The sequence below is a fragment of the Capnocytophaga periodontitidis genome (genome assembly GCF_016126015.1).
Taxonomy (GTDB): Bacteria; Bacteroidota; Bacteroidia; order Flavobacteriales; family Flavobacteriaceae; genus Capnocytophaga; species Capnocytophaga periodontitidis.
The window spans coordinates 78181-104658 of sequence record NZ_JAEFDB010000005.1 but is presented as its reverse complement, the minus strand read 5'-3'; the positions used below and the strand labels follow the sequence as shown (position 1 = coordinate 104658).

Below are 26478 nucleotides of genomic sequence, written 5' to 3'. Positions count from 1 at the left end.
GGTATTAAAAATCAATGTTTAAGCCAAAGATAAAGGTTTTGGTTTGAGGATAGGTACCCCAATCGATACCCATCGTAGGACCTGAAAGCCCTTGGTTTACTTCGGGGTCAAAGCCTTTGTAGTTTGTAAGAGTCCAAAGGTTTTGAGCGGTGAAGTAAGGTTGTATCTTGCGGATACCATATCTCAACAATTCCTCATTGGAGAGGTTGTAGGCTAAAGTAAGTGTTTTAAGGCGCAAGTACGAACCATCTTCTACCCAACGAGACGATGCTTTGATATTATCGGTACCTTGTTTTGCACGAGGTATATCGGTAATATCACCAGGTTTTCTCCAGCGATTGAGCACGGCAGTTGATTGGTTTTGGTCTTTGTACATCCCCTCAGTTTCTATACGAGAGGCGTTGTAGATATCATTGCCATAAGAGCCTTGGAAGAAGACACTGAGAGTAAAGTTTTTATAAGCGAAGTCGTTAGTAAGCCCAAAAGTAAAATCGGGGTTAGGGTCGCCTATATAAGTTTTATCGGACACTGAGATTTTACCATCACCATTGAGGTCTTTGTACTTGATATCGCCTGTTTGAGGGTCTACACCTTCACTTATCAATCCCCAGAACTTGCCTAAAGGTTGTCCTTCGGTAATGCGCACCACTTGTTCAGTAGTAGCATCGGAGGTAGTGGCGTAGTAATACACTTTTTGAAGGGTGAGTTTGGTAAGTTCATTGCGGTTGAACGAGATATTGAAATTGGTATTCCAAGTAAAATCACCTGTGAGATTGCGTGTATCGAGCGCAAATTCAATTCCTTTGTTAGTCATTTCACCTTCGTTGCGATAAATAGAAGGTATGGGTGAAGTAGAAGGAAGAGGTACATCCATTAGCAAATCGGTAGTTTTTTTGAGGTAAGCATCGACTGCTAACGAAATACGATTTTTAAACAATGAAAGGTCGAGCCCTATATTGCTTTGAGTGGTAGTTTCCCAAGTGAGGTTAGGATTAGAAAATGAATTAGGACGCAAAGTTACCATTGCATTACCTTTGCCTGCCTCCCACCAGTTTTGACGGGTGATAGAAAAGCGTTGCAAGTAGCCGTAATCGGATATACCCGCTTGGTTACCTGTTTGTCCCCAGCCACCGCGCAATTTGAGTTCGCTAAGCCAATCTACATTCTTCAAGAAGTTTTCTTGTGAAAGTCTCCACCCTACAGATACTGAAGGGAAGTACCCCCAGCGTTTTCCTGGTGCCAATTTTGAAGAACCATCAGCGCGGAAATTAGCCGTGAGAAGGTATTTGCTATCGTAGTTATAAGAAATACGACCTAAGTAGGACATAATCGCCCATTCGGCAGCATTCGAACCACTACCTTGTTCTATTTTATTGGCTGCGTTGAGGGTTTTAATATCTGAAGTAAGGAAGTGTGAAGCATATAAATAGCTTTCGTTCCATTTAGATACCGTTCCTGAAGTACCCGCCAAAGCAGAAAGATTGTGTTTTCCGAAGCTCTTGTCGAAAGTAAGCAAGTTGTCGTAGGTCATCACGGTGTTATTAGTACGAATATCGTCGGCAGAACCGAAGAGCTTACGTCCATATTCGGTGAGTTTAGGGTCTGTCCAATGGGTTTGAGTGCGTCCTAAACGGTCGATACCTACTGTAGATTTGAACTTCAAGCTAGGGAGGAAAGTTACGATAGCCGATACACTTCCTACCAAGCGATTGCTCTTAGAGGTATTGTCGGCATTACGAGAGATGTTCTCTACAGGGTGAGTGAGGTTAGCTCCATAGAAATTGTAGTAATACCAACCTTCTTCGCCAGATTTATCACTCCAGATGGGGGCGTATTTAGGCGTATTGATTACCGAAAGCACTACCCCAGCACGGTTAGAGCCTGTACCAGTAATAATACCATTAGACGAGTAATCAGCATAAGATAGATTGGTTTCAAAAGTGAGCCATTTACGCATTTTAGTTTCTAAGTTGAGACGCAAATTATAACGTTCAAAATAAGAAGATCGGATAACCCCTTCATCTTTAGAAGTTCCTGCTGAGAGGTAATACTTTGTATTTTCGGTTGCATTTGAGATAGAAAGTTGCGTGTTGCGTATCAGGCTCTTGCGGAAGGTTTCATCAAACCAATCAGTTTTATCAGTAAGCCCTGAAGGAAGAGTAACAGCACCTGTTTCGTCCATTAGTTCCTTGTATTGAGCCGTATTTAAGGACTCGATGCGTTTGGCTACCTGAGAGATTCCTACATACGTATTAACTGATATTTTAGGTTCATTGCGTTTACCTTGTTTGGTAGTGATAAGCACTACCCCGTTGGCGGCGCGTGAACCGTAGATAGCTGCTGAAGAAGCGTCTTTGAGCACTTGCATACTCTCAATATCGGTAGGGGCAATCCCGTTGATGTCTTGCACAGGGATACCATCTACTACATATAGAGGGTCGTTGGACGCGCTGATAGAGGTATTTCCACGGATGCGTACTGCCAAACCAGCACCTGGAGCACCATTAGGTTGCACTACTTGAATACCCGCTGCACGCCCTTGAATGGCTTGTGCCGCTGAAGTTACAGGACGTTGGTCGAGGTCTTTAGTTTTTACTGAAGTGATTGCCGTAGTTACATCACCTTTCTTTTGAGTACCATAGCCCACTACTACCACCTCATCGAGGTCTTGAGTAGCTTCGGAGAGCTTTATTTTTAAAGAAGTGCCAGAGGCTTTTACATCAAGGGTTTTATACCCCACTGATGAAAACTCTAATACAGCACCTTTTGGCACATTGTTAAGTGAAAAGTTACCATCAAAATCGGTAGCGACCCCCTTGGTAGTACCTTTTATTACTACGGAAACACCAGGAAGAGGCATTCCTTTGTCATCGGTTACAGTACCTATTAGCTGACTAATATTTTGTGCTTGGGCAAAACCTACATAGCCTACTAACAGTACCATCATTAGCATTAAATGTTTTTTGAGTACTTTCATAAAATAAAAACGTTACATTTGTTAGTTTTTTCTTTGTTGCTTTTCGGAAAGTTATTTTTATCTTTCCAACGCCCCAAAAGTATAGCAAAAAAACATCAATATTTCATCAGGTATTAGAAAAGTACTTTTTAAAAAAGTTATTTAACTGAATATTAACAAAATAAGTTCTGAAAAAGCCTTAAAAAAGTACTGAATTTTCAGTTATTAGTCGCAAAATAGCCCCTAAATCTCAGAAAGGAGATAATCAAAAAAGTATGTTTTTACATAGAAAAAACGGTTTTTATACATTTTTTTGATCAGTCGCGTATTTGTTTAACTTTTTCTTCAAAAGTATCGCGTTCACCTTTCGCTTTATTCCGTACTTTAGTGCGATAGTTGTACACCGTACGAAGAGAATAGCGCAAGAATTCGGCTATCTTACTGCTATCGGTGATGCCTAAGCGAATGAGGGCAAAGATGCGCAATTCGGTATTCAGTAGTTCACCTTTTTTAGGGAAGATTTGCTCTCCTTCTTCTAAAAGAGCATTGAAGTGGGTTACAAAATGTGGATATATGTTGAGGAAGATAGTGTCGAAATTCTTATAAAGTTCCTCTAATTCTTGTTCTACCACAGTGGTAGATTTTAGCACCTTGGTAAGGTCGTCAAACTGATGTTTAGCCGCCTTTTTGTAGAGTAGTTTTCGGTAGTTTTCAATCTTATCGATATAAGCTGAACAGAGGTTGAAGAAATGAGCAATATACTCTTCTTTGATGAGATTTGCCTCCTCGAGGTTGAGGTTTGCCTCTTCGAGGTTTTGGTTCATCAGTTGTAGGTCGGTGTTGAGTTTTTCGAGTTGCTGATTACTGTAAGAGAGTTCTTTACGTATCTTTATCAATCGCTTAACTTGTTTGTACACATATACCAAAGCGATAATCAAGGCTACTGATAATACGCTGATGAGTACCAAATACAATTGTAATTCTTTCTTTTGTTTAGCTTCTTTCTCTTGATAGGCGGTGTTGATGATGGAATAGAAAGAGGCTCCTTCTTCGGCGCGGTGTCGCACATTACAGAAGGCAGCATCATCGATAGCCATTTTGATAAACTGATAGGCTTTGCTTATATTCCCTCGTTTGTAGTAAGTAAGCGCTAAGCTCTGTAAGGAAGCGTTATCTTTGATTGCGTTTTTGATGTCGGCGATAGCAGAAAGGGCAAAATAGTATTCTTGAAGGTCGTCATTTCCTTTTTCTCGTTCTACAAGACCTAAATAATAAGCTATTATAGCACGTTCAGGTTCCTCTTCGGTAGTTTGAGGCAATAGTTGCTGAAACTGTTGCATAGCACGGTTTTTGTCTCCTGTAAAGAACTCATCGATAGCGCTGTTCACCTTAAAGGTAAGCGACTGTTTATCAGTACACAAGAGCAGAGAATCACGGTATTGATTGGAGGCACTTAGATAAGTGCTATTATTGATGCTTTGCCCGTAATGACTGCACAGGGCATAAAACGAATCGTAATATTCACACAGTGATTCCTTGGGTAATCGGTGTTTATCGATAGCATTTAGCAGTTGCAACGCTTCTACGTACATTCCTTTTACCGAGTAGACTTTAGAGAGCAAAATATGGGTTTCATCCAGTTTTTCGGTGTTGTTTATATCATTTGCTATCTGCTCGTTTTTCAGCAAATAGGCTATAGCCGAATCGACCTTAAATTTTCGGTATTCGGTATACAATTGTTTTTGCAGGTCGTATTTTTCTGTTGGTTGAGAGGCTTTTTTAAGCGCTTTTTGCAAGGAAGTAATACGCTGTTCTTTGGCTTGTATATAAGTAGCACTCTGCTCAATGGTTTGGTTGAGCCGGTGGAGCACAGCCTCTTTGCTCTCTTGTGCCACGGCTGTATTCCTTCCCAACAACAATATGATAAAGAGTGTGATATAGTTTTTCATAAGGTTTGTTTTTTAAAACGTCGGACATTATTCGGACATTATTCGGACATTTTGCCCGCTTTTTGCTCGCTTTTATTTTAGTTCATAATAAGTGCTTACACTTGCTCCAAGTTGTCTAATCAAATTATTAACAACTTTGCTAAAGGTCGTAGCACAACAAGCAATTAAAAACTTTGGCAAAGTGTATGATGCATTAAAATTCTAATTCTGTTTGGGTGCCGTCACTCTCATTTTCAGAGGGAGGAGGTACGATTTCTTCATCGCCGAGGTCTTCTACGGGTTCCTCTTCTTGGGGTTCTTCGTAGAGGAGAGATTCAAGAGTGTTTACAGTTTTCACCTTGTCGGTGGTGAGCTGGTTGCCCAAGGCTTTGATGCCTTTTACACTGATGAACTCTTCTAAATTCACAGTGAGGTTCTCTTTCTCCTTACCTTTTTCTTTGGTGAAGACCACTTCAGCCATAGGTCGCCAATCGGCAGAGACGAAGAGCAATTGCGATTTAGGATGTTCGGTAATAACTAACTCTTCGCGGTTTTCATTCTCTACCACAAAGCGTTTTACAAATACGCGTTCTTTCTCGCCGTCGTAGTAAATCACCGAAATAGGTTTCTCGGGCAGCCATTTCTCCATTACGGCGATATTGTTCTCGAAATGCAGACTCAATTCGGGGATAATGGTTTTCACAACCCCCTCTTTGGTGATGAGAAGTATACGGTCATCACCTTTGAAAGCCCCAAGTAGCGTACCGCGTTCTTCGGTGTTGAGGCGTTTTACAATATCGTCGAACCATATCTTGCGCGGTTTGAGGGTTGATACGCCTTTTTCTTTTAGCTCGATGCGCTTGATAGCGTATTTGCTCACGAGGTTTCCTTTCACGCCACGCCCTTTGATGAGGGTATCGGCAAAATCGATATCCCATCGCAGTTTGCGCAAAGTGCCTAACTGACGTAAGTTCACGGTTACCACTTCGGCTTCACCATTAGGGTTGGCTGTAAAATAGAGCACACGCGACTCTTTGTGTTGTGGAATGAGCTCATACTTCTTATCGCGGGTAATACCCGTAACGTTGAAGCGCTTGATATAGGAGAAGCCCGTTTGTCCGTCCTTATAAATCATATTGTACACGGTGCGCTTATCGTCTTTCTTAAAGACCGCTACGTGTATGATGTTTTTCTCTATATATTGTTTCTCAGCTACTTTGGTAACATACATCGCACCGCTTTCGGTAAATACAATCACATCGTCGATATCACTGCAATCGCCTACATACTCGTCTTTGCGCAAGCCTGTACCTACAAAACCTTCAGCTCTGTTCACATAGAGTTTGGTATTGCGCACCACTACTTTGGTCGCCTCGATGGTATCGAATACGCGCATTTCGGTTTTCCGTTCGCGCCCCTTACCATAAGTCTTTTTGAGTCGTTCGAAATGGGCAATCGCATAGTCGATAAGGTTTGCGAGATGGTTTTTCACTTCCTCGATATCAGCTTCAATTTTGAGGATATTTTCATCAGCCTTATAAGAGTCGAAGCGGGTGATGCGAATCATTGGTATTTGGGTGAGTTTAGCCAAATCGTCATCGGTAATCTCACGGAGTAAATCTTTTTTGAAAGGCTCAAAACGCTGGTACAAGTACTCGTACAAACTTTCTCTATCGGTGTATTTCTTGAAGTCGATATACATCTCTTCTCTGATGAAAATCTTTTCGAGCGAGGCGCTGTGCCATTGCATTTCGAGTTCAGAAAGTTCAATTTCGAGCTCTTGTTTGAGTAGACTCACAGTGCGGTCGGTACTGCGACGCAACACTTCTGAAACGGTGAGAAAATGCGGTTTGTTGTCCTCAATCACACAGGTAATGGGCGAAATAGCTGTTTCGCAGGCAGTGAAGGCGTAGAGCGCATCGATAGTCTTATCGGGCGACGTGCCGTTGGGCAAGTGCACTAATATCTCTACATTGGCAGCTGTGTTATCGTCTACCTTTTTGATTTTTATCTTGCCTTTTTCGTTGGCTTTCAGTATAGAGTCGATGAGCGAGGTAGTGGTGGTGGTAAACGGAATTTCGGTGATGCAAAGCGTACTCTTGTCTAGTTGCGAAATCTTGGCACGCACCCGCACACGTCCGCCTCTTGCCCCATCGTTATAGCCACTTACGTCCATAATACCCGCAGTAGGGAAATCGGGGTATAACTCAAAAGGTTTATTTTTGAGGTAAGCTACTGATGCCTCGATGAGCTCGATGAAGTTGTGAGGTAATATTTTGGTAGAAAGCCCCACGGCTATCCCCTCGGTACCTTGTGCCAAGAGGAGCGGGAACTTCACCGGCAAACTGATAGGCTCCTTTTTACGACCGTCATAGCTTGATTGCCATTCGGTTACCTTGGGGCTAAACACCACATCGAGGGCAAACTTAGAAAGGCGTGCCTCGATATAACGAGGGGCTGCGGCATCATCACCTGTGAGGATATTCCCCCAGTTACCTTGCGTATCGATGAGCAAGTCCTTCTGACCGATTTGCACAATAGCATCGCCTATACTCGCATCGCCGTGAGGGTGATACTGCATTGTATTCCCTACGACATTAGCCACCTTGTTGTAGCGACCATCATCTAATTCTTTAAGCGAGTGCATAATACGGCGTTGTACGGGCTTAAAGCCATCTTCGATTGCTGGTACAGCGCGTTCGAGGATTACGTACGAAGCATAATCCAAGAACCAATCTTGGTACATACCTGTGACTTTAATGATGCTATCTCCTTGATTTGTATTATTTTGAGGCGTATTGTCTTCCATCGGTACAGATTCTTTTTGAAAGGGCAAAGGTAAAAATAATTTGTCAATTAGACAATTGGCATATTAGCTAATTAGAAAATTAGCCAACTTCTTGTGATTAGTAGGTTTCTTTTCTTGTTTTTCTGCCAAAGGCAAATAGGCTTCTACTACTGCTTTTTGGAAAGCCTTTACTTTGGGGTCGCGAGTAGGGATATCCAAAAACTCTATAAAGCGAGCAATGGGGGCGTACTTATGGGCTAAGAACGTCCCGATGGCTTCGGCGAGATAGGTGAGCGTTTCTCCTCTTTGGAGTGCTAAAAGAATATATTCGGTAGCTAAGTCGCGCAGAGGTTTTCTTTCGGCTAAAAGACAAGTAGCGACCATTAGCCAACCACCGTGATAAATAGACAAGTTGTGCTCAAGGAGCAGACTCATCACGCGAGTGGCTTCTGTGAGGGATTCCCCTTCCACACCTTGGGCATAAGTGAGCAGGTATTTGCACAGCCAACCATCTATATAGCGGGGGTTTAGACTGAGTTGATAGTCGATATCCTCATCTTTCCCCTTGCTCATTGGTGATACGTTGTAATAATTAGCTCCAAACTCGTTGTAATACACATAAGTGGCGTAGGTTTTATCCCAATTATCTTCCAAAATGATTTTATTTCGCTCTACTCCTTTGATTTTGGTAGGTTTTACTTCGTATTTCAGATAAAACGGACGTACCAAGCCTTGTAGATTGGGTTTTTGTGGGATTTCCAATTCAGGGAATACTCCATCGATGTCTTTTAGGCGTAACACCTGCCCCCAGAGTACCCGTGTAGCATCGGTTACAGTTATTTGTTTGTTTACCTCAAAATAATATTGCAAGGCAGGAGCATACTCACCTGTGAGTGAAAGAGCTAATTGCTTTTGCTCTTTGGTAATTTCTATAGGTAGCAAGCGATTGAGCCCCACGACAACCTCTTCTAACATCGGGGATTTTCCAGCTTTTTCATATTGTGTAATACGTTCTAAAAAGGTAAGCGGGTCTATATAAAACGGAGCGTGAGTAGGGGTGCTTACAAAGGGCAGTGAGTTACCTTGCTTGATCTTTAGGAGCAGTCGCTTGGTTTTCTCTCGGAGGAACGGTGTAGGATTATAGAGTTTCCCACCGAAAATATCATCGGAGAGTGAGGCTTTTCCCTCCCAAACATCAATCACCCAGCGCATACACTTTCGGTAGGTAGTAAATTCAAAAGGCTGGTCGCCCAACTGCTTTTGGTAGGGACTTATCTGCTGAGAGAAATTTTTGGGGATTTGCGCTTGTAACTGGTTCAAACCCTCAAAGAAAAGATCTAAAACAAGGGGCGAGCGCTCACGAATGCAGTCGCCAATGAGGAAGAGCAGATCGTCCCAAGTGCGAGGTGAAGGGGCTATTTGGAAGCTGTGGGAGGTGCGAGCCGCACAGGCAGTTTGGGAGGTGTGGGAGTTCTCGGAGTTCTCGGAGTTCTCAGAATTTTCTGATGGACTTAGGGTTGCAAGAAGGTCTTGGGCTTTGCCTTTTAGGTAATCGCGGTAAGGGGCGATGACTTCGGGGAGACCTTCGTGGTTAAAATAGGTGGTGAGGAGGTTGGCGACTTTCTCTTGGAGCTTTGCATCGGGGACGGTGAAAAGTACCGCTAATTGCTCACGGTAGTCGGGATTGGTAGGAGGTTGTTTTTTGTAATGCTTTGCTAAAATATCCAAACCTATGAGCTGTGATTTGGCTATCTTTTGGGTAGTAAAGCATAGGGCAAAGTTATCGGCGAAAGCTTGGAAGTCAAAGTCCTTTTCACCGGCTATCTCTTTGATGAGCTTCATCACAAAGTTCACCACTGATGTCTTGTCGCTACTGAGCAGGGAAAAAAGGGTGTTTTGATGAGATAAAAGCTCTTGAGGGGTGGGGTCAAATGTTTCAATAATACGGCAATAGAAGTCAAGCACATTCTTTTTGTAAGGATTTAGGAGTGCTTCTATATGACTACCAACTATACTACGATCCGAGAAATATCCTTTAGCTTGTAAGATATGGTATAACTCTTTCCAAGCATCAGAAGGATAGGGTACCTCTTGGGTGATATGTTGGGGGACTATAGCAAAAATCTTCTTACTGATTTCCTTGTTTTCTAATAAGAAATTTACAAAAGGTTCATCGGTGATATGCCTATAGTTCCAAAAGAAGAATTTTTCTATAAATAGGTCTTCATCAAAGGCAATAAATCCTTTTTGGTACAAAGTCCAAAGGTTCTGAAAAGTAGTGTCTTGCAAAAACTGATTTTTTCTTAAGGATTGTAGTGAGGCAGTAAGGTATTGCCCTTCTTTGGTTGTAAGCAAATCCAATAAAGGAGTAAAAAAGAACTGCAAAAAGTTAGCTACTATATCCTTATCAGATTTGTAGGTCCCCTTTACGGCTTTTTTGAGTTCTTGGCTACTGCGAGAAACACACAAAAATATGTAGGAGAAACAAGCTTTATCCAAATATTCTAAGTAAGGTGCTCGCTTGTTCGTGTTGTGATATAGTTGTTCCCAACGGGCTGTTTGCAAGGTGTGTATAAGGCTATCGCGCTCTTCTTCAGACAGCGCAAAGCAAATATTGCGTATGGCGGTAAAATCGTGTGCCTTAATGGCGGAAAGCAAGTTTTCTTTCATAAGTGAAAAATTAAAAGTGAAAAATGAATAGTAACTAATCAATAAAAGCTGCTAACTTTTTGTGGTTGCGTGGGAGTTTGTCCTGCTTCTTGACTTCTTCTAAATAGAGCTGTACTACTTCTTTGCCAAAGGCTTTTACGGCTGGTGGATTAGGGCGGTCGAGGAATTCTATAAAGCGCGGTATAGGCAGATAATCCCAAGCGAGTACATTGGCAAGGTAAGTTTTCAAGTGAGTTAGGTCTTCCCCACGAGCAATCGCCTGACAAATATATTCATACGCCAAATCACGTGAGGGGCGTTTTTCAAAGAGCAAACACGCGCCTATATACAGCCAACCGCTGTGGCGTACACGCAGGTCGTAGCGCAAAACAGCTTCCAAAGGCAAAGACATATCGCGCACTTGGTCTGCCTCATTCATCGTTGCCCAGAGCGCTATGTAAGCACATAATATCGCATCGGGATAATGTGGGTTGAGGCTTAGTTTATACTCTGCCTCTTGAGCCGAAGTGCATTCTCCTTCATTGGCATTGTAATAGTTGTAAAGGGCAGGACGGCTTTTCTTATTCTTGTATTTGTAATAATGATTGCAGTGATAGGTGAACTCTTCGCCTACTTCGCCATTGGCATAAGTTCTTTTCTCCCAACCATAACGGATATAGAAAGGCTTCACCACGCTAAGGATATTCTTTGCCTGAGTATTTTCAAATACTTTGAACTCCTCATTGGGGTGTTTTAGGCGAGTGATTTGCGTCCATAGTGGTAGAAGTGCTTCGTTTAATTGTATCTTATCAGTAAGACCTAAGTAATACTGAATAGCAGGAGCATAGTCGCCTTTGAGCTGTTGAGCTTTTTCTTTGGCTGCTGCCGAAACCTCCCAAAAGAGCAGGCGATTGCAGGCGACAATCAGGTCGTCGAGGTCGGGGGCTTTGCCTTGGGCTTCGTATTGTAAGAGCTTATCGACCAACACTTCCGCCTCTATATAGAAAGGTTCGTGTGTAGGGGTAGAAAGGAAAGGCAAGGTGTCTTTCTCTTTGAGCTTTTGGAGTGTGCGTGCTATTTTATTAAACAGATAAGGGAAGGCTTCTTTTGCTTGATTAGCACCTTCGTGTATTGCTCTTATTCTACCAAGTTTGTCGGCTTGTGTATATTTATGTTCTTTGTAGAGTTTTTGAATTTCTTTCCATTCCTTATCGGTATTATAGACAAGGGGTGTAGCACTTTGGTTACTCCAAGAGTCTAAAAAGTGGTACAATAGTGGCATCGTTCCTACAAACCACTCTCGAGCGAGAAGCTGCTTGAGGTAAGGTTTTATCTGCTCAGCATAATCCGCGGGGATTTGGTCTTGCAAGCGCACGAGAGCATCAAAGAAAACATCAATAGTAGCGGCTGATTTCTCGCGGATACAATCACCAAGGAGGAAGAGGAGATTTTCAGGTGTCAGGGGACAGGGAATAGGTGTCAGGGTGCGAGCCGCATAGGCAGAGTGAGCCACATAGGCAGTTTGGGAGTTCTCGGACGAGGCTGAGCTGTCGGACAAGTCGGACGGGGCGGACGATTCTGAAGGACTTAGGGTTGCAAGGAGGTTTTGGGCTTTGCCTTTTAGGTAATCGCGGTAAGGTGCGATGACTTCGGGGAGACCTTCTTGGTTGAAATAGGTGGTGAGTAGTTCAGCTACAGCTTCTTGTAGTTTTACATCGGGTTGGGTGAAGAGGACTGCTAATTGTTCGCGGTAGCTGACATCGGTAGGAGGGTGCTTTTTGAACTCCTTTGCCAAAATCTCTACTCCTTGAAGGAGCGCTTTAGGTTGTTTCTCTACGGTAAAGGCAAGCGGGAATTGCACGCGGAAGCCCTCAAAATCAAACTGTGGCGCATTGGCAATAGAGACGATGTATTCCATAACGGTTTTCACTACACTGCCTACCCCAGTGCCTAAAACAGCAAAGAGCGTTTGTTGATGAGCCAAAAGTTCCTCTTGGGTAGGGGCAAGCCATTTGAGCAAACGACAATGCCAATCGAGGTGGGGTTTCTTCCATTGGTTGAGCAATGATTCTAAAAGCTGTCCTACAAAGCTACGAGGGATTTGGTAGCCATAATGTACCAATAATTCAAATACCTCATCCCAATAGGTAGTTACTTTGGCAACACCAGAGGTACTGATTTTGCTTGAGGGGTTATCACTTTTCCACTTGGAAAGGTCGAGTACTTTGGTCTCAATACGGTAGAGCTGTAACAGTACTTTTTCAATGGCTTCGGGGTATTGGAAGAGGAATTGGGCATCGGCAGTTACTGAGCGGCTACCCATATTAATTTCTAATAAATCCTTTACAAAACGCTCTTCTTCAAAGGGAATCCAGCCTTTTTTGTAGAAATACCATTGGAACCCAAAGGAGAGTCCGTTATATTCCTTAGTATATCTGTCTTTGAGTACTTTTTTGATATAGTTATCTGGCGGAAATTGTGTAAAGTAGTTTATTACAGGTTCAAGATAAAAAGAACCTAAGATGGCATAAGGAGTTACTTGATAAGGTTCACCAAAATAATTCTCTTTATCAATCATCACTTTGGCGATATCGCTTTCTTCGCGCACCATAGTAATAAGGGTGTAGTTATGAGCTTGAAAAACTTTATAGTTATGGCGGTAAGTATTCTTTTTATCAATATTCTTTCGCGGGAAGTCTTTTTCCGAATAGGGGTCTAATACCTTAATAGTAGCGATGGTGTTGTAACGCTCATTATCAGTAAGCTGGCTTGTAATGCTTAGGATAGCCGAAAAATCGCCTTCAGCAATGGCGGTGATGAGGGGTTGATTCATTTTTATTTTTGATTTTTATTATCGAACTTATAATGATGATTAGCGAGCAAAGATATGTATTTTAGTTATGGAAACGTTTATAGAGAATACTTTCCTTTTCGCTACTACCTCTCTCGAGGATTTCTTTGCAGAAACGCATAGCTACTGCTTTGTTGAAAAAGCCTGCTTCTTTAAATACTTCCAAAGCGCCTTCCTCTAAGGCTTCCGACCATTTGTAGCTGTAATAACCTGCGGCATAACCTCCACTAAAAATATGTGAGAAAGCAGGAGAAATACACATCACATCAATAGGCGGATAGAGTTGTGTTGCTTTGGTTACTGTCTGTTCAAAAGTGCGAACATCTTCAAGGCGTTCCAAATGAGGATAGGTATGCCATTCCATATCTAAAAATCCAAAATTTAACTGACGCACATTCAAAATGCCTTTCATAAAATCTTCAACAGCTTTTACTTTCTTCACCCATTCTATAGGTAGAGGTTCACCCGTTTGGTAATGAGTGGCAAAAAGGCGCAAAGTTTCTTCTTCATAACACCAATTTTCCATCAGCTGACTGGGGAGTTCTACAAAGTCGCGGGCTACATTGGTACCACTGAGCGAAGGATAGGTTACCTTGGAAAGCATTCCGTGAAGGGCGTGCCCGAACTCGTGAAAAAGAGTCGTTAGCTCGTTGAAGGTAAGCAAAGAAGGGGCGGTATCTGTTGGGCGGGTGAAATTACACACTATAGAGATGTGCGGACGAGAATCATTACCCTGTTCATCTCTATACTGCTCCTTGTACGAGGTCATCCACGCCCCATTGCGCTTGCCTGCACGAGGGAAAAAATCGGTGTAGAAAAGGGCGAGATAATTGCCGTTTTCATCGGTTACCTTGTAAGTTTGTACTTCGGGGTGGTATTTTTCTACCTCATCGGTAAGGGTGAAGTGCAAGCCGTAAAGCTTATGTGCCACCGCAAACATTCCTTCCACTGCCTTATCTAATGCCAAATAAGGTTTGAGGAGCGAATCGTCTATTTGGTAGCGCTCTTGTTTCAGCTTTTCGGCATAATAAGCAAAATCCCACTGCTGAAAATTGGTGAGACCAGAGAAGGTTTTGAGCTCTTCTAATTCCTTAATAGCTTGAGGTTTATCTTTTGCTAACTGTTTGTTGAGGAAAGCTATCACCTTTTCGGGAGTTTCCGCCATACGCTCTTCCAAAGCAAAGGTAGCATAATTAGGGTAGCCCAACAAAGAAGCACGCACTTGTCGCAATTGGGCAATACGCAACACATTGTCTTCATTGTTATAAGCACTCTCTCCTGCACAACGGCTGTGATAATCGGTAAAGAGTTTCTGACGCAAGTCGCGGTTATCAGCATATTTCATTACGGCTGTATATACGGGCAAATCCAGCGTAATAACCCATCCTTGTACATTGCGTTTTTTAGCTTCTTGCGCGAGCATTTCAAGGACAAAATCAGGTAGCCCACTGAGGGTATTTTTATCGGTAATCACCCATTGGTAATGTTGAGTCTCTGCCAATACATTTTCAGAGAATTTCAGTTTTAGGGTAGCCAACTGCTTGTCAATCTCACGCAAACGCCCCTTATCATTGAGTGATAAATTAGCGCCATTGCGGGTAAAACTTTTGTAAGTTTTCTCTAAAAGCGTTTGTTGTTCAGCTGTTAGCGAAAGCTGCTCACGCTGGTTATAGATTGCTTTCACACGCTGGAAAAGGGCTTCATTTAGGCGGATATCATTACTATATTCGGTAAGCAAGGGCGAAATGCGTTGAGCTTCGGCTTGCAGAGCTTCGTTAGTCTCGGCACTGTTGAGGTTGAAGAACATAGCCGTGAGTCGGTCGAGTTCTAAGCCAGTGTAAGCCAAGGCTTCTATTGTATTTTTAAAAGTAGCAGGTTCAGGATTTTGGGCAAGACTTTCGATTTGGGCAAGGCTTTCGGCGATAGCTTTTTCAATAGCTGGCAGATAGTCGGTAGGAGTAAAGCGCGAAAAGGGCGCCGCGTTATAAGGGGTTTGAAACATATAATTATCTTTTAATTAATGAAAGGGCAAAGATAGTTTTTTATATACATAAAACAAAAAAAGCTGCTTGATTTCTCAAACAGCTTTTCTATTTTCTGATACCTGATGCCTACTTATCTTGCATCGCAAATACTGATTTCAACAAAGGAGTAGTACGCGCTGCTATATTAGTGCGTATTTCCTTTTCTTTGTCGCCTACTTTCACGAATAAACCATTGATAGCTTGTTCTGTAACATATTTGGTGAGATTTGCCTCAACAGGTTTTACCAATGGAATTTGGTTATACTTATCAATGATATTTTCCCAAACTTTATCAGCGCCTACTTCGCTAAGCGATGATTGGATTTTAGGAGCAAAAGCACTTTCCAAAGCATTGTAAGTAGTGTTTTTCAAATAAGTAGTGGCGGCAGTATTATCACCTTTGAGGATGTTCATCGCATCGGTAAAGGTCATATTTTGTATAGCCGAAAGAAAGATAGGTTTCGCCTGACTCACCGCATTTTCAGCAGCTTCGTTCAGCACTTTAAGCCCTTGATCGGCTAAAGAGCCCAAGCCGATAGAACGCAAAGTTTTATCTACTTTTTGGAGTTCTTCGGGCAAAAGGATGCGCACCGCTTGGTCTTTAAAATAACCACCGTCTTTGCTCAATAGGTCTACCCCACTGCTCACGCCCAATTCGAGCGCTTGTTTGAGTCCGCTGGCGACGTTAAAACCACTGCCACCTTGCGAAGTGTTATTCAAAACTTGTTGCAGTTCATTACAACTATTCAACGATAAAGAGCCCATAGCTAAGAGCCCTAAAAACATTAGTTTTTTCATAGATTATTATTGTTATTTGGAGTAATTCCTCTTTCTTCGGCATAAAGCGCATAGAGAGTAGCAAACAAAAAGGGCAAAGAAAAAATAAGTCCGATGCCAAAAAGAAGAACGCCTAATACAGCAATAATTCCTCCCACTAATCCTGAGAGAAAAACTGTACCAAAATTGCGCATCACACGTTCAATACTCCCTCTTACTGCTTGTTCAACTGATTGATTCTCAAATATAATGATAGGCACCGCAAAGGTTAATAGAAGAGAAGCAAAAATATTAAAAAGGGTACTCAATATAGGAAGTCCTAAAAGATTTACCAAAAGAGAAAACAGTGAGGTAGCTACTGTAAACAATGTAGCATAGGTTAGTAAACGCGCTGTGTACGGCGAGTTGTAGTGCGTAAAGAGATTATTAACCGAGGCAGGTTCTCCTTGTTCTACTTTTTTAAAATTCTCATAGAATCCAGCTGATAATGGTGTTATAGCACAGCTGATAAAGACTCCTAACACCATTAATTTCAATTGTACAATAGGTGTTGCCATCATTTCTTGAAGATAATAAGGAGATCTCATCACCTCAAAATCACCGAAGTCTCCTCCTAAAATTATAGGAAAAAACAACATATAGAACAAAACAAACACAACAATGAGGAGTAAAACTCCTACAATAAGGCTTGCAAAGCTACTCTTATAGAGCTTGCCTGCGCGGTCTAAAACATTGGATACTGACATAATATAAAAATATTTTAATTTGTTACTTATTTGTTACTTGTCGCTTGATAAATACTAAAAATGCCTGCTAACAAATAGGAATAAGTGACTGTTACTCCTATTCCAAAAGCAAAAAAACCTACCAATAAGCATACCATTCCAAAGGCGGTAATGATAAGTGCTGTAAAAGGAGCCAGCATTATTCGCTGATAGCTGTGCCTCATTGCCTTGAAAAGCGACTTGCCTTCCAATACAATGATGGGAACAGTGAGTACAAACACTAAGGATATAATTGTAGAAAGTGCTAAACCTAAAGCCGCTGTTCCTATAGCGATAGCACCTACTGACACTAAGGTTTTTAAGCACATTTGCAAAATCACGTGTCCTAAAATATCATTGGTTTCACGCACGTGATAGTAAGCAAAAAGGTTGCGGAAGGAAGGGCGGCTACCAGCTATCACCTCGGCGTAATTTTTATAAACTCCCGCTGTGAAAGGGGTAATAATTCCATCGATTAGCAGACAGAAAAACCAAAATTTTATCAGGAAATGAGGTTGATTTACGTAAGCAGTTAATCTTTCAGGGTCTTTACTGAGTTCCACAATTCCCTCAATAGGCATTCCAAAAACGGTGGTGAGTAGCAAAGCGTATATAGTGAAAACCACTACAAAGAGGAGGAGAGCTCCTAAGAGGTGTATACCAAAAGTAGCTTGTACTAATCTCAATGCATTGATGAATATATTCGATAATTTCATAGCGTTAGGTTAAAACGATTGCGCGAGCACGAAATTCCGACGGATGAGCTGTTCATCCATTCCCGCTGCAAAGTGTTGTTTATGATATTTTATGAGGTATATATAGCGTACGTAGTATTTTACTTTGCTGTAGAACAGTGCAGTAGGGTCTACTTCGCCCGTGATATAGATAGGTACTTGCTCGGTATCGATATCTAATTGTTCAATAGAAAAGAGGATGTAATATAGGAAATCTTCAATGGTTTCATAGCTAAAACGATTGAAGTAGTATAATTTTTTATTTCTGAAGACTACAAAGTAGAAAGAGCCTACTTCGGCATAGATATACATCACCTCCAAAGCGTGTGAGGAGTAGTGTTTTAGGAACATTTTGAGCAGTGAGGTAGCGAAATGCTGATAGTCGAACCTGCCATAGTAAGAGAGCAAAGCATTGTTTACAAAAGTGTTAGGTACGTAGGCATTTACCGTTTCAACAGAGAGAATCTTATCGATTTCCACAGTTTCGGGGGTTACATTGTTTATGTCGATGCTGTACTTAAGATAGTCCAACATCTCGTCCTTACCGCCGTACAGGGGTTGTGGTATAAGGGCAAAAAGAGGGGTGTTGTGCAAAACCCTGATGGTGGTAAAATCTTGGCGGAGGTCTTCTTCACTTTGGATTACACGTTCTACTTGTTCATTTATTTCTTCCTGAGTTTTATAGCTAAAATTCACAGGAAAATTGTAGATAGATTCCACGCAGGTAAGCACAGGGTTAAACACACAAAAAGAAAGTCCATCCAAGTTGATTTGAATGGACAATTCCTTGAAATACGTTTCTAAATGTTTATTGTTTTGCGATTTTTGCGTCATAAGAAGTTGGCCAGTTACCATTTACGGTGATTTCTTTTAGTGAACCTACTTGGATATTAGGACCTCTTACATCTTCTACTGAAGTTTTTTGAATTTCTTTAGCTACTAAGCCTTCATCTAAACCTTCTAGTATATCTTTTTTAGGCACATAAACTTGGAAGACTGATGATTTTACACCGTTTTTATCGGTAATTTCACCTGTTTCCATTATAAATTTACCTGGTTTCACACCTTTGAAAGTAGGTAAATCACCCATAGTTTTGTAACGAGTATCGTTTTTAAACAACGAATCTTTTACTGATACGTATCCTAAGGTATCAATACGCACTCCTTGACGCATCACGTCAATGTTAAAACCTTTGTCGAACTCTACCCAGCTGGTATCGCGTTGTGAAGTAATGGTAAAACGTGCATTTTCTACAAACTTAGTAAGTTCGTCGAAATTTTTAGCATAAACGCCATTAATTTTCAAATAAGCATCTTGAACATTGCGAATGTCCTTCAACTTCTTGATCACTTCAGTGTAGCGATTTTCCTTAATTTTGTTAAATTCAATAGGACCTGTGATAGATCTGTAAATTAGGAAGCAGAACACGAATCCTAATAGATAAAATGCAATTTGTAAGATTTTTTTCATCGTTTTAATATTATATTAAATAAATTTTTTTTTGACTGGCATAGCGCAAAACTACAATCTTTTTTTGAAACTAAAAAATTATTTTAACTTTTTTTTATATTTTTGTGCGCTCAATACTTTTTACAATGGACGAAAAAGCCTTTCTTAACGCTCTCTTTCAGGCGTTTAAACATATTCCTACCCCTTCACAAGAAGTTGCCTTACAAATGCTCACTAAGTATCTTTTAGATACTGATGCCTCCGAAAAAGTATTTTTATTGAAAGGATTTGCAGGGACGGGAAAGACCTCTATCACGCGCTGTCTCATTGCTACACTCCCCTTGATACACCACCAAGCGGTACTTTTAGCACCAACGGGCAGGGCAGCTAAAGTGATGTCGCATTTCGCTAAAAAACAGGCGTTCACTATCCATAAGTACCTTTACTACACCACAACAATGGGTACTGAAATATCCTTCAAACTGCGTGCCAATAAACACTACAACACCTTATTTATAGTAGATGAGGCATCGATGCTTGCCGATATTGACGATTTGATGCGTTTTGTCTACTCGGGCAAAAATTGCAAGTTGTTACTCATAGGCGATACAGCTCAGTTACCTCCTGTGGGTACTGAGGTGAGTCCGGCGTTGAGTGTAAGTCATTTAGAATATCAATACAACAAAGAGGTGCTCACCACAACTCTTACTGAGGTGCTGCGCCAAAAAAATAAATCGGGGATTTTGCGCAATGCTACCCGCCTGCGTAAAACGCTTTTTGGACAAGCCAAATCACCAGATTTTCTGTTCAACCTCAAAAATCCCGATGTTATCCGGCTCACGGGTAGCGAGGAAATTTCGGATGCTATCAATGAGAGTTATGAGCTCTACGGAAGTGAAGAAACTGCTATTATTGTGCGTTCTAACAAGCGTGCTGTAGGGTGGAATGCTTATATACGCCGCACTATTTTGGATATAGAAGATGAAATAGCAGCAGGCGACCTGCTAATGGTAGTGAAAAACAATTATTTTTGGTGTAAAAACAACCCCGAAGTGAGCTTTATTGCCAATGGAGATATTATAGAGGTACTCCATATCTACAGTTTTTACGAAGAATACGGTTTTAGATTTGCTGAAGTTTCTGCACAACTCATTGATTACCCTAACCAACCGCCGTTTGATACTGTAATTCTCCTCAACACCCTCTACAGCGAAGCCCCTGCCCTTACCCCCGCTGAAAACCAACAACTTTACGAAGAAGTGCTCGCCGATTATTACGATGAACCCTCGTCGTACAAAAAGCACCAACAACTGAAAGAAAATCCGTACTTCAACGCTTTACAAGTGAAATTCTCCTACGCTATCACCTGCCATAAAAGTCAAGGGGGGCAGTGGGATGCTATTTTCATTGAAAAACCTTACCTCCCTAAAGACTATGTAATTGATGAAAGTTACTACCGCTGGCTCTATACTGCTCTTACCCGCGCCAAGCAACAAGTATATTTGATAGGATTCCCTGAAACAGACTTTAATTAGGTAAGAGGTAAGAGATAAGAGGTAAGAAATTTTAAAAAAATCTCTAATTTAATCACTACGCTTTAGAACCTTATAAAAAACACATATTCAATTACTTAGTTAATTACTTCCCCCTACTCTACTAAAAATTATCAAAAAAAAATTAGTACTATGTATTGCATATTACTATTTTTTACCATAACTTTGCCCTCGAATTGATAAATCTACAGAATTATGGAAGAAATCAATACTGAAAAAATTAAAACACAAATGCGCAAAGGTATCTTAGAGATGTGTATACTCTCGGCTATCAACAAAAGTAAAGAAGCCTATGTTTCCGACCTCATAGAAGCCCTCAAATCTGCCGATATGATTGTGGTAGAAGGTACGCTCTACCCACTTCTCACCCGACTGAAGAACGCTGGACTACTCGCCTACCAATGGAAAGAATCGACCTCGGGGCCTCCACGCAAATACTATGTGCTTACCGAAGGAGGCAAACGCTTTCTTGAAGAAACTGTAAAAGCGTGGCGTGAATTACAAACTATGATAAACAAACTCATTTAGATTATGGATAAAGTAAAAAACATCAGTTTGGGTGGTTTTTCTTTTACAATTGAAGAAACTGCCTACAACGCTCTCAACACCTATCTTGTTGAGGTGCATAAACACCTAAGTACCAATGCCGATAAAGACGAAATTCTATACGACATTGAACAGCGTATGGCTGAACTGCTCAAAGAGCAAATGAAAGGACGTGAAGTGGTTATCAGCCAAGATATTCAATACCTAATAAGCGTTTTAGGTCGTCCTGAACAATACGTTGATGATGAGGAAAATAGTGCCTCTACCCCCCAGTTTTCTAACTCTTTTAAAGGTAGAAAACTCTACAGAGATATAGATGACAAAAAATTAGGTGGTGTACTTTCGGGCATCAGTCATTATTTTAAATGGGATGTTACGCTACTGCGTATTGTTTTTGCCTTACTCATTTTTGCTAATATTTCTTTTTTTGCTTTCAGCGTTAATGGCAAAGGCATTTCGTTTACTTCTACCCTTATTGTATTGTATTTCATCTTTTGGGGTGTAGTTCCAGCAGCTGTTACAACTTCTGAAAAACTTGAAATGAAAGGTGAGGAAGTAAATTTAGATACCTTATCTAACTTCAAAACAAGCTTTCCTTCACAGAGAAGAGAGTGGACGAAAAGCCTTACTGACAAGAAAATAGCGGGAGTTTTAGGGGGACTTGCTCTTTATCTATCTATCAATAGCACTTGGTTACGCATTGCTTATGTAGCAGTAGTTTTATTTTCTTTGCCTATTTTTCATCAAATGGGTGTATTGGCAATTATCGGCTATTTTATCTTAGCGGCAGTACTTAAAAATCCTACTTTAGCTACTGAAGAGGTTCATTCTTTAAAAACTTCGGATACAGCAATAACATCTCCTCAGCGAAGTAACTTTTTCTTTATGTTACTCAAAGGTGTTTTCTATTTCATAGCTATAGTGATATGTATTCCTCTGTTTATAGCACTTATAGGTACGATTATCAGTATCTTTGGCGCAACTATTGCTGGCGGTGTTACCCTGCTTACCCTAAGTGATTACTTACCTTATCTATTGGCACATCAATGGCAAGTTGTTGTATTATACCTCGCTTCAGGTTTACTGTTGTTAGTGCCTATCTCATTAATAGTGTTATTAGCTCTTAAACTTTTTACCAAAGGATTTCGTACGCCTAAAGCGTGGGTAGTGGCTAATGTGCTCTGTTTAGTGATGGGGATAATGCTTTTACTCACCGTATTAGGAAGTGTAGGTAAAGAATTTGTAACAGCAAGTGAAGTAGAAACAAAAATACCCATCACCTCTACCGCCGATACTTTGGTTATCAGTGAAAAAGCCTCTACACCTTATGATGGATTTGTATCGCTACACGAAAGAGGGGTTGATTTGAGAAATAATATATACTTCACTGATATACAACCCACTAACGATTCACTACCCTACCTTTTAATCACTAAAAAATCTAAAGGGAGAACTGTGAGTGAGGCTACCGAAAACGCTTCTCGGTTAGAGTTTCCTATAGAGTTCAACAAGAATGTAATAGAGTTTCCTAACCATTATACACTGAAAAAAGGCAATGTGTTTAGAGATCAAGAAGTGAAAGTAAGTTTATGTGTACCTGCGGGCAAATACGTAAAAACTATTGCCAATAGGCAGTTCTATATGTTTCGAAAATGGCATCCTATTCTCGAAAAGAATGCTCTATACAAAGTTACTAAAGACTCCATTATTCAGGTAACAAGTAACAATTAAGAATTAACGATTACAGCGGCTTGGGTGGGGCATACACCGTTGATTTTATCACCTATACCTACATAGCGCACTTCGTACTGAGGATAAGGTGCGAGTACCTCACTAATGAAAGCGCGAAACTCTTTGTCGTTCCACTCAAAATGGTGGTCGGCGTGGCGGATAGCATTCTCAGGGTCATCAAAATAATACTTGTTGAACCTGCTATCGGGGGTGGTGATAATCATCTTGTGAAAAGGGATTTGCAAACACTTATCCACTAATGCTTTTGCATCGCTGGGGGTATTGTGCTCAATCACTTCAGTAAGGAGGATATTCACCGGTTTTTGGTAAGCAAAATCGTCTAAACTGCGCAAAAACACAAGGTTATCGGTATCCATTTTGTAAGAAAGACTCTTGGCATACTCGGCTACAGCAGGATCTATATCGGTAGCAAAATAAGGGTGGTTATAACTGTAGTTTTTGCGCATAAAACGACGATAATACTTCAGTTCACCACAACCGATATCCAAAATAGGGAAATCGAAACCAAACTCCTTCACCGCAAACTCCATACGGCTGCCGTGAGTATCGGTAAATTGGAACTCAATATTGAGCCCTTTAGTTTTGAAATAGGCCTCGAAAGCAGGTTTTATTTCATTGAGTTGGCGTTCGCTCTTCACGGCGCGCTTGATAAAGAGGTAGAACACGAAATAAGGTACATCGTCTATATTGGTGAGGATACGTGCGTATTTTTGGGCGAAAAAGTCGTCGATATAAGTATATTCGCCATACTCGTTGGTAATATGCGTAATCACGGCTATAAAGCTGAGTAAGTTGAGCGCCTCGAAGATAGTTTTCCCTTCTACTTTAAGGGCTACATTATTTCCGATAAGAGGGGTGATTTGGCAATTTTTGAAATAACGTTCCATCAAAAAGTGTCCGCTACTATACCAAGAAGAATTGATATAGAGGTTCTTCACTTCAATAGTACAGGGCTGGTTGTCCACCTCGCGGCGTGTTTTTCCTAACCATTTGATTTCCTGACTAAAGTAAGTTTCTTTTTCCTGTAATTGGTCTTTAAAAAACTCATTGCAGCAATGCAAAATCACCAAAGGTGAGCAATAACTTTGAAAATCTATCTGATTGCTCTCTTCGGGTAGGTAACTATAGCGTGTATCTTGGAATAATACGTCATACTGATGCGCACTTACTGCATTACCTATGAGTTGCCCATTGCGAAGGGATTTGGCATAGATACTAAAATCGGTATTAGGGTTTTTGTTGAGAACATCCAATAAATGAGGATTGTTGGAACGTATTTGTATGATCATAAATTACTAATTCACTAATGAAATGACAAAAGTAAGAACTATTTGGTTAATTCACAAATTATTCTTATTTTTGCGCCTGAATTTTAAAAAGATACATAAAAATGACAGACACTCAACTCACTCCCGAACAATACGAACTTTTCAAAAATATAGAAAAGCGTCTTAAACAAAAGAGACTTTTGTATATCCATTTTTTTGTAATGGTTTTAGGCTGCATATTTTTTGCAGTAGCCAATAAAGTATTAGACTATGGGGTAGACTACAATTGGTATATATGGGCAAGCCTCCTTTGGCTTTTCCTCTGGCTATGGCACGCGATGAATGTATTTATTTTTAATCGTTTTTTGGGTAAAGAATGGCAAGAAAAACAACGTGAACATCTCGTTGCTGTTCAACAAAAGAAACTTATTAAAATAGAAGCTGCTGTAGAAAAAGAATTTGCGGCACAAAAGGAACAAGCGCAACGCGAATTAGCAGCTGAACAAACCGCACAAAGTTCTGCTTCCAATTCAAATCCTACAGTGTAAATTCTATGATTACTCTTATAGCTGCCGCCGATAAGCACAATGCTTTAGGTAAAGGAAGCGATTTGCTTTGGCATTTGCCTGAAGATTTTAAACATTTCAAACGCCTCACTACAGGGCATTGCATTATTATGGGGCGGAAGACGTTTGAGACTTTCCCTAAACCCTTGCCTAATCGCACCCATATAGTGATTACGCGTCAAAAAGACTATATAAAAGAAGAAATTATAGTAGTCAATTCCTTAGAGGAAGCTATTGAAAAAGCGCTTGCTATAGACCCCAACCCTTATGTGATAGGAGGTGGTGAAATCTACGCTCAAGCATTGCCTCTTGCCAATGTGATAGAACTCACTCGCGTAGACCATATTTTCCCCGAAGCTGATGTGTTCTTTCCTGAATTTAACACTGAAGAATGGGAGTTGGTAAGTTCTGAACCCTTTGAAAAAGACGAAAAACACGCTTATAGATTTACTTTTGAGAAATACTTAAAAAGGTAAGAGGTAAGAAATAGTTATTTTATCTCACTTGGATAGACTGTAATATATGAACTCAAACTATCCCAATAATCAGGAGTACTTTCTATTACAAAAATTTCTTCTTTCCCATCTCCTGTAATATCTATTGCATTACACCCCCATATTTTAGTACGCTCAGTATCTTTTATATAATGGGGTATATTTTTATAATTACAATCGATTTTCACAAAACTGTTTATAGGAACTTGAGTCATTTTTGCCATTTCTCGCAGATATAAGTAATGTTTTTCTGTAGGGACTACCTTTCCTTTTAGAGCAATGGTTGTAGTGCTATCAATGATTATTTTTTCAGAATGGGCTACTCCATAATGTTTTATAATAAGCAAACTGTCATTGATATAAATCTTTGTATCAAACTTTGGATCTCCATAATCACTACAATGAAATGAAAATAATGGAGTTATAGAATTATCAATCTTGTCTCCTTGTTGTTTAGAGAGGCTATCTGTACACTCACATAGTACTATAATAACCAAGAATAAGAGTTTTTTCATTGTAAAGTGTTTTATTTTAGGCAAAGATAACAATTAAATTCTATCTAAAAAGTTTTATTTTTTGTGTAGGCGTTTGCAGCACATACTCAGCTATTGCTGACTTTCCTACATAACATACTTCAAAAATTATTGATTATCAGGTTTATAGACTTTGTCAAAGTTTTGGGGCTTTGACAAAGTGTAGTGGCGCAAATAAAAAAGCTGTCTAAATAGACAGCTTTTTTATATTACAAAGGTTTTTGTTTTGAACTTCTGAAGTATTGAATTATTACAACTTTCTGTTCCTCAATAACATCATAGTAAACAACAAATCTTTTATCTAAGAAATACTTCTTATATAATTTTAATGTGCTACTATATTTAGCCAAAAAATAAGGTGTTTCAGAAAGTTCTATTTCCAATGCCTCTACTGCTCGAATTATTTTAAGAGAGTATTCAAAAGAACCATTATGTTCTTCCCAATAATCAAGGGTATTGTAAAAATCTTGCTTAGCCTCTAAATTCCATCTTACTTCCATATTTTTCTTTCAGCTCTTTATGAAATTCTTCACTACTTACAGTCATTCCAAGCCTTGATTGCTCTCTTGCTTTTTCTATTTTCTGTAATTCTTCAGCCGATAATTCATAGTAAAAATCATCTTCCTCATCAATAGGGGCTACTTCTACATTATATTTTTTAAAAAATGTTTCAAAAGCAGGCAAGTCTGTTTCAGGAAATTTTATACTATAACTGAGCATTTTCACCCCCTCTTCATTATAATTAGTGGTTGTTCTCATAGGTATCATATTTTTTTTGCAAAGGTATGAATATTTAATTAATTAGAAAATAAAAAGAGGTGTCTGAAAAGTTTTGTTTTGTAAGG

20 protein-coding genes are annotated in these 26478 nt (G+C 40.3%); 5 read left to right on the top strand and 15 right to left on the bottom strand.

Annotation, left to right across the window (positions count from 1 at the left end):
- Positions 1-4 precede the first annotated feature (4 nt).
- The 11 genes from I7X29_RS09110 to I7X29_RS09060 all read right to left on the bottom strand — a co-directional run bounded on the left by I7X29_RS09110 (position 5) and on the right by I7X29_RS09060 (position 18942).
- Entirely contained in the window at positions 5-2977 is a 2973-nt protein-coding gene (locus I7X29_RS09110; protein ID WP_198474176.1) for a SusC/RagA family TonB-linked outer membrane protein, read from the bottom strand.
- Positions 2978-3273: 296 nt separating this feature from the next.
- Entirely contained in the window at positions 3274-4905 is a 1632-nt protein-coding gene (locus I7X29_RS09105; RefSeq protein ID WP_198474174.1) for a DUF6377 domain-containing protein, read from the bottom strand.
- Positions 4906-5098: 193 nt separating this feature from the next.
- On the bottom strand, positions 5099-7693 hold the full coding sequence (locus I7X29_RS09100) for a DNA gyrase/topoisomerase IV subunit A (RefSeq protein WP_198474172.1): 2595 nt from the start codon (positions 7691-7693) through the stop codon (positions 5099-5101).
- A 63-nt stretch (positions 7694-7756) separates the two neighbouring features.
- Complete coding sequence (locus I7X29_RS09095) at positions 7757-10342, bottom strand: DUF6493 family protein (protein WP_198474170.1); 2586 nt, start codon at positions 10340-10342, stop codon at positions 7757-7759.
- A gap of 34 nt (positions 10343-10376) precedes the next feature.
- Positions 10377-13154 (bottom strand): DUF6493 family protein, encoded by a 2778-nt coding sequence (locus tag I7X29_RS09090; protein ID WP_198474168.1) that lies wholly within the window; start codon positions 13152-13154, stop codon positions 10377-10379.
- 61 nt (positions 13155-13215) lie between these two features.
- Positions 13216-15174 (bottom strand): M3 family metallopeptidase, encoded by a 1959-nt coding sequence (locus tag I7X29_RS09085; protein WP_198474166.1) that lies wholly within the window; start codon positions 15172-15174, stop codon positions 13216-13218.
- A gap of 109 nt (positions 15175-15283) precedes the next feature.
- On the bottom strand, positions 15284-15994 hold the full coding sequence (locus tag I7X29_RS09080) for a DUF4197 domain-containing protein (RefSeq protein ID WP_009412451.1): 711 nt from the start codon (positions 15992-15994) through the stop codon (positions 15284-15286).
- Positions 15991-16719, bottom strand: coding sequence for a DUF2189 domain-containing protein (locus I7X29_RS09075; protein WP_198474164.1), 729 nt, complete (start codon positions 16717-16719; stop codon positions 15991-15993). The genes I7X29_RS09080 and I7X29_RS09075 overlap by 4 nt, the downstream gene beginning before the upstream one ends.
- A 26-nt stretch (positions 16720-16745) precedes the next feature.
- On the bottom strand, positions 16746-17453 hold the full coding sequence (locus I7X29_RS09070) for a beta-carotene 15,15'-monooxygenase (protein ID WP_198474162.1): 708 nt from the start codon (positions 17451-17453) through the stop codon (positions 16746-16748).
- A 9-nt stretch (positions 17454-17462) separates the two neighbouring features.
- Entirely contained in the window at positions 17463-18305 is an 843-nt protein-coding gene (locus tag I7X29_RS09065; protein ID WP_198466631.1) for a DUF3822 family protein, read from the bottom strand.
- Positions 18280-18942 (bottom strand): hypothetical protein, encoded by a 663-nt coding sequence (locus I7X29_RS09060; protein WP_009412447.1) that lies wholly within the window; start codon positions 18940-18942, stop codon positions 18280-18282. The genes I7X29_RS09065 and I7X29_RS09060 overlap by 26 nt, the downstream gene beginning before the upstream one ends.
- A gap of 125 nt (positions 18943-19067) precedes the next feature.
- On the opposite strand from I7X29_RS09060, the gene I7X29_RS09055 reads away from it, so the two are divergent.
- The 3 genes from I7X29_RS09055 to I7X29_RS09045 all read left to right on the top strand — a co-directional run bounded on the left by I7X29_RS09055 (position 19068) and on the right by I7X29_RS09045 (position 22751).
- Positions 19068-20456 carry an ATP-dependent DNA helicase gene (locus tag I7X29_RS09055; RefSeq protein ID WP_198474160.1) on the top strand — a complete coding sequence of 463 codons (1389 nt, stop codon included), beginning with the start codon at positions 19068-19070 and terminating at the stop codon, positions 20454-20456.
- A gap of 213 nt (positions 20457-20669) precedes the next feature.
- Positions 20670-21002 carry a PadR family transcriptional regulator gene (locus tag I7X29_RS09050; protein ID WP_198474158.1) on the top strand — a complete coding sequence of 111 codons (333 nt, stop codon included), beginning with the start codon at positions 20670-20672 and terminating at the stop codon, positions 21000-21002.
- A 3-nt stretch (positions 21003-21005) separates the two neighbouring features.
- On the top strand, positions 21006-22751 hold the full coding sequence (locus I7X29_RS09045; protein WP_198474156.1) for a PspC domain-containing protein: 1746 nt from the start codon (positions 21006-21008) through the stop codon (positions 22749-22751).
- On the opposite strand, the gene I7X29_RS09040 is transcribed toward I7X29_RS09045, so the two are convergent.
- A complete protein-coding gene (locus tag I7X29_RS09040) occupies positions 22748-24061 on the bottom strand; it encodes a methyltransferase domain-containing protein (RefSeq protein ID WP_198474154.1) in 1314 nt (437 codons plus the stop codon). The two genes, I7X29_RS09045 and I7X29_RS09040, sit on opposite strands and share 4 nt — an antisense overlap.
- 101 nt (positions 24062-24162) lie before the next feature.
- Here I7X29_RS09040 and I7X29_RS09035 point away from each other — a divergent pair, with 101 nt between their 5' ends.
- Together I7X29_RS09035 and I7X29_RS09030 are read left to right on the top strand one after the other, a co-directional pair.
- Positions 24163-24588: a 2TM domain-containing protein gene (locus tag I7X29_RS09035; protein ID WP_198474152.1), complete on the top strand. Its 426-nt coding sequence runs from the start codon at positions 24163-24165 to the stop codon at positions 24586-24588.
- Positions 24589-24593: 5 nt separating this feature from the next.
- Positions 24594-25082: a dihydrofolate reductase gene (locus I7X29_RS09030; RefSeq protein WP_198474150.1), complete on the top strand. Its 489-nt coding sequence runs from the start codon at positions 24594-24596 to the stop codon at positions 25080-25082.
- 14 nt (positions 25083-25096) lie between these two features.
- On the opposite strand, the gene I7X29_RS09025 is transcribed toward I7X29_RS09030, so the two are convergent.
- The 3 genes from I7X29_RS09025 to I7X29_RS09015 form a co-directional block, all read right to left on the bottom strand.
- A complete protein-coding gene (locus I7X29_RS09025; protein ID WP_198474149.1) occupies positions 25097-25615 on the bottom strand; it encodes a hypothetical protein in 519 nt (172 codons plus the stop codon).
- 227 nt (positions 25616-25842) lie between these two features.
- Complete coding sequence (locus I7X29_RS09020; protein ID WP_198474147.1) at positions 25843-26133, bottom strand: type II toxin-antitoxin system RelE/ParE family toxin; 291 nt, start codon at positions 26131-26133, stop codon at positions 25843-25845.
- Positions 26105-26392, bottom strand: a complete 288-nt coding sequence (locus tag I7X29_RS09015) for a hypothetical protein (protein WP_198474278.1) — start codon at positions 26390-26392, stop codon at positions 26105-26107. Before I7X29_RS09015 ends, I7X29_RS09020 begins: the two co-directional genes overlap by 29 nt.
- Positions 26393-26478 lie beyond the last annotated feature (86 nt).

Excerpts from the sequence above, each read along its gene's own strand:
- I7X29_RS09040 (WP_198474154.1), bottom strand. The coding sequence starts at position 24,061 with ATGATCATACAAATACGTTCCAACAATCCTCATTTATTGGATGTTCTC.
- I7X29_RS09100 (WP_198474172.1), bottom strand. The coding sequence starts at position 7,693 with ATGGAAGACAATACGCCTCAAAATAATACAAATCAAGGAGATAGCATC.
- I7X29_RS09060 (WP_009412447.1), bottom strand. The coding sequence starts at position 18,942 with ATGAAAAAAATCTTACAAATTGCATTTTATCTATTAGGATTCGTGTTC.
- I7X29_RS09050 (WP_198474158.1), top strand. The coding sequence starts at position 20,670 with ATGGAAGAAATCAATACTGAAAAAATTAAAACACAAATGCGCAAAGGT.
- I7X29_RS09085 (WP_198474166.1), bottom strand. The coding sequence starts at position 15,174 with ATGTTTCAAACCCCTTATAACGCGGCGCCCTTTTCGCGCTTTACTCCT.
- I7X29_RS09070 (WP_198474162.1), bottom strand. The coding sequence starts at position 17,453 with ATGAAATTATCGAATATATTCATCAATGCATTGAGATTAGTACAAGCT.
- I7X29_RS09090 (WP_198474168.1), bottom strand. The coding sequence starts at position 13,154 with ATGAATCAACCCCTCATCACCGCCATTGCTGAAGGCGATTTTTCGGCT.
- I7X29_RS09015 (WP_198474278.1), bottom strand. The coding sequence starts at position 26,392 with ATGAGAACAACCACTAATTATAATGAAGAGGGGGTGAAAATGCTCAGT.
- I7X29_RS09075 (WP_198474164.1), bottom strand. The coding sequence starts at position 16,719 with ATGTCAGTATCCAATGTTTTAGACCGCGCAGGCAAGCTCTATAAGAGT.
- I7X29_RS09095 (WP_198474170.1), bottom strand. The coding sequence starts at position 10,342 with ATGAAAGAAAACTTGCTTTCCGCCATTAAGGCACACGATTTTACCGCC.
- I7X29_RS09055 (WP_198474160.1), top strand. The coding sequence starts at position 19,068 with ATGGACGAAAAAGCCTTTCTTAACGCTCTCTTTCAGGCGTTTAAACAT.
- I7X29_RS09035 (WP_198474152.1), top strand. The coding sequence starts at position 24,163 with ATGACAGACACTCAACTCACTCCCGAACAATACGAACTTTTCAAAAAT.
- I7X29_RS09030 (WP_198474150.1), top strand. The coding sequence starts at position 24,594 with ATGATTACTCTTATAGCTGCCGCCGATAAGCACAATGCTTTAGGTAAA.
- I7X29_RS09110 (WP_198474176.1), bottom strand. The coding sequence starts at position 2,977 with ATGAAAGTACTCAAAAAACATTTAATGCTAATGATGGTACTGTTAGTA.
- I7X29_RS09065 (WP_198466631.1), bottom strand. The coding sequence starts at position 18,305 with ATGACGCAAAAATCGCAAAACAATAAACATTTAGAAACGTATTTCAAG.
- I7X29_RS09020 (WP_198474147.1), bottom strand. The coding sequence starts at position 26,133 with ATGGAAGTAAGATGGAATTTAGAGGCTAAGCAAGATTTTTACAATACC.
- I7X29_RS09045 (WP_198474156.1), top strand. The coding sequence starts at position 21,006 with ATGGATAAAGTAAAAAACATCAGTTTGGGTGGTTTTTCTTTTACAATT.
- I7X29_RS09025 (WP_198474149.1), bottom strand. The coding sequence starts at position 25,615 with ATGAAAAAACTCTTATTCTTGGTTATTATAGTACTATGTGAGTGTACA.
- I7X29_RS09105 (WP_198474174.1), bottom strand. The coding sequence starts at position 4,905 with ATGAAAAACTATATCACACTCTTTATCATATTGTTGTTGGGAAGGAAT.
- I7X29_RS09080 (WP_009412451.1), bottom strand. The coding sequence starts at position 15,994 with ATGAAAAAACTAATGTTTTTAGGGCTCTTAGCTATGGGCTCTTTATCG.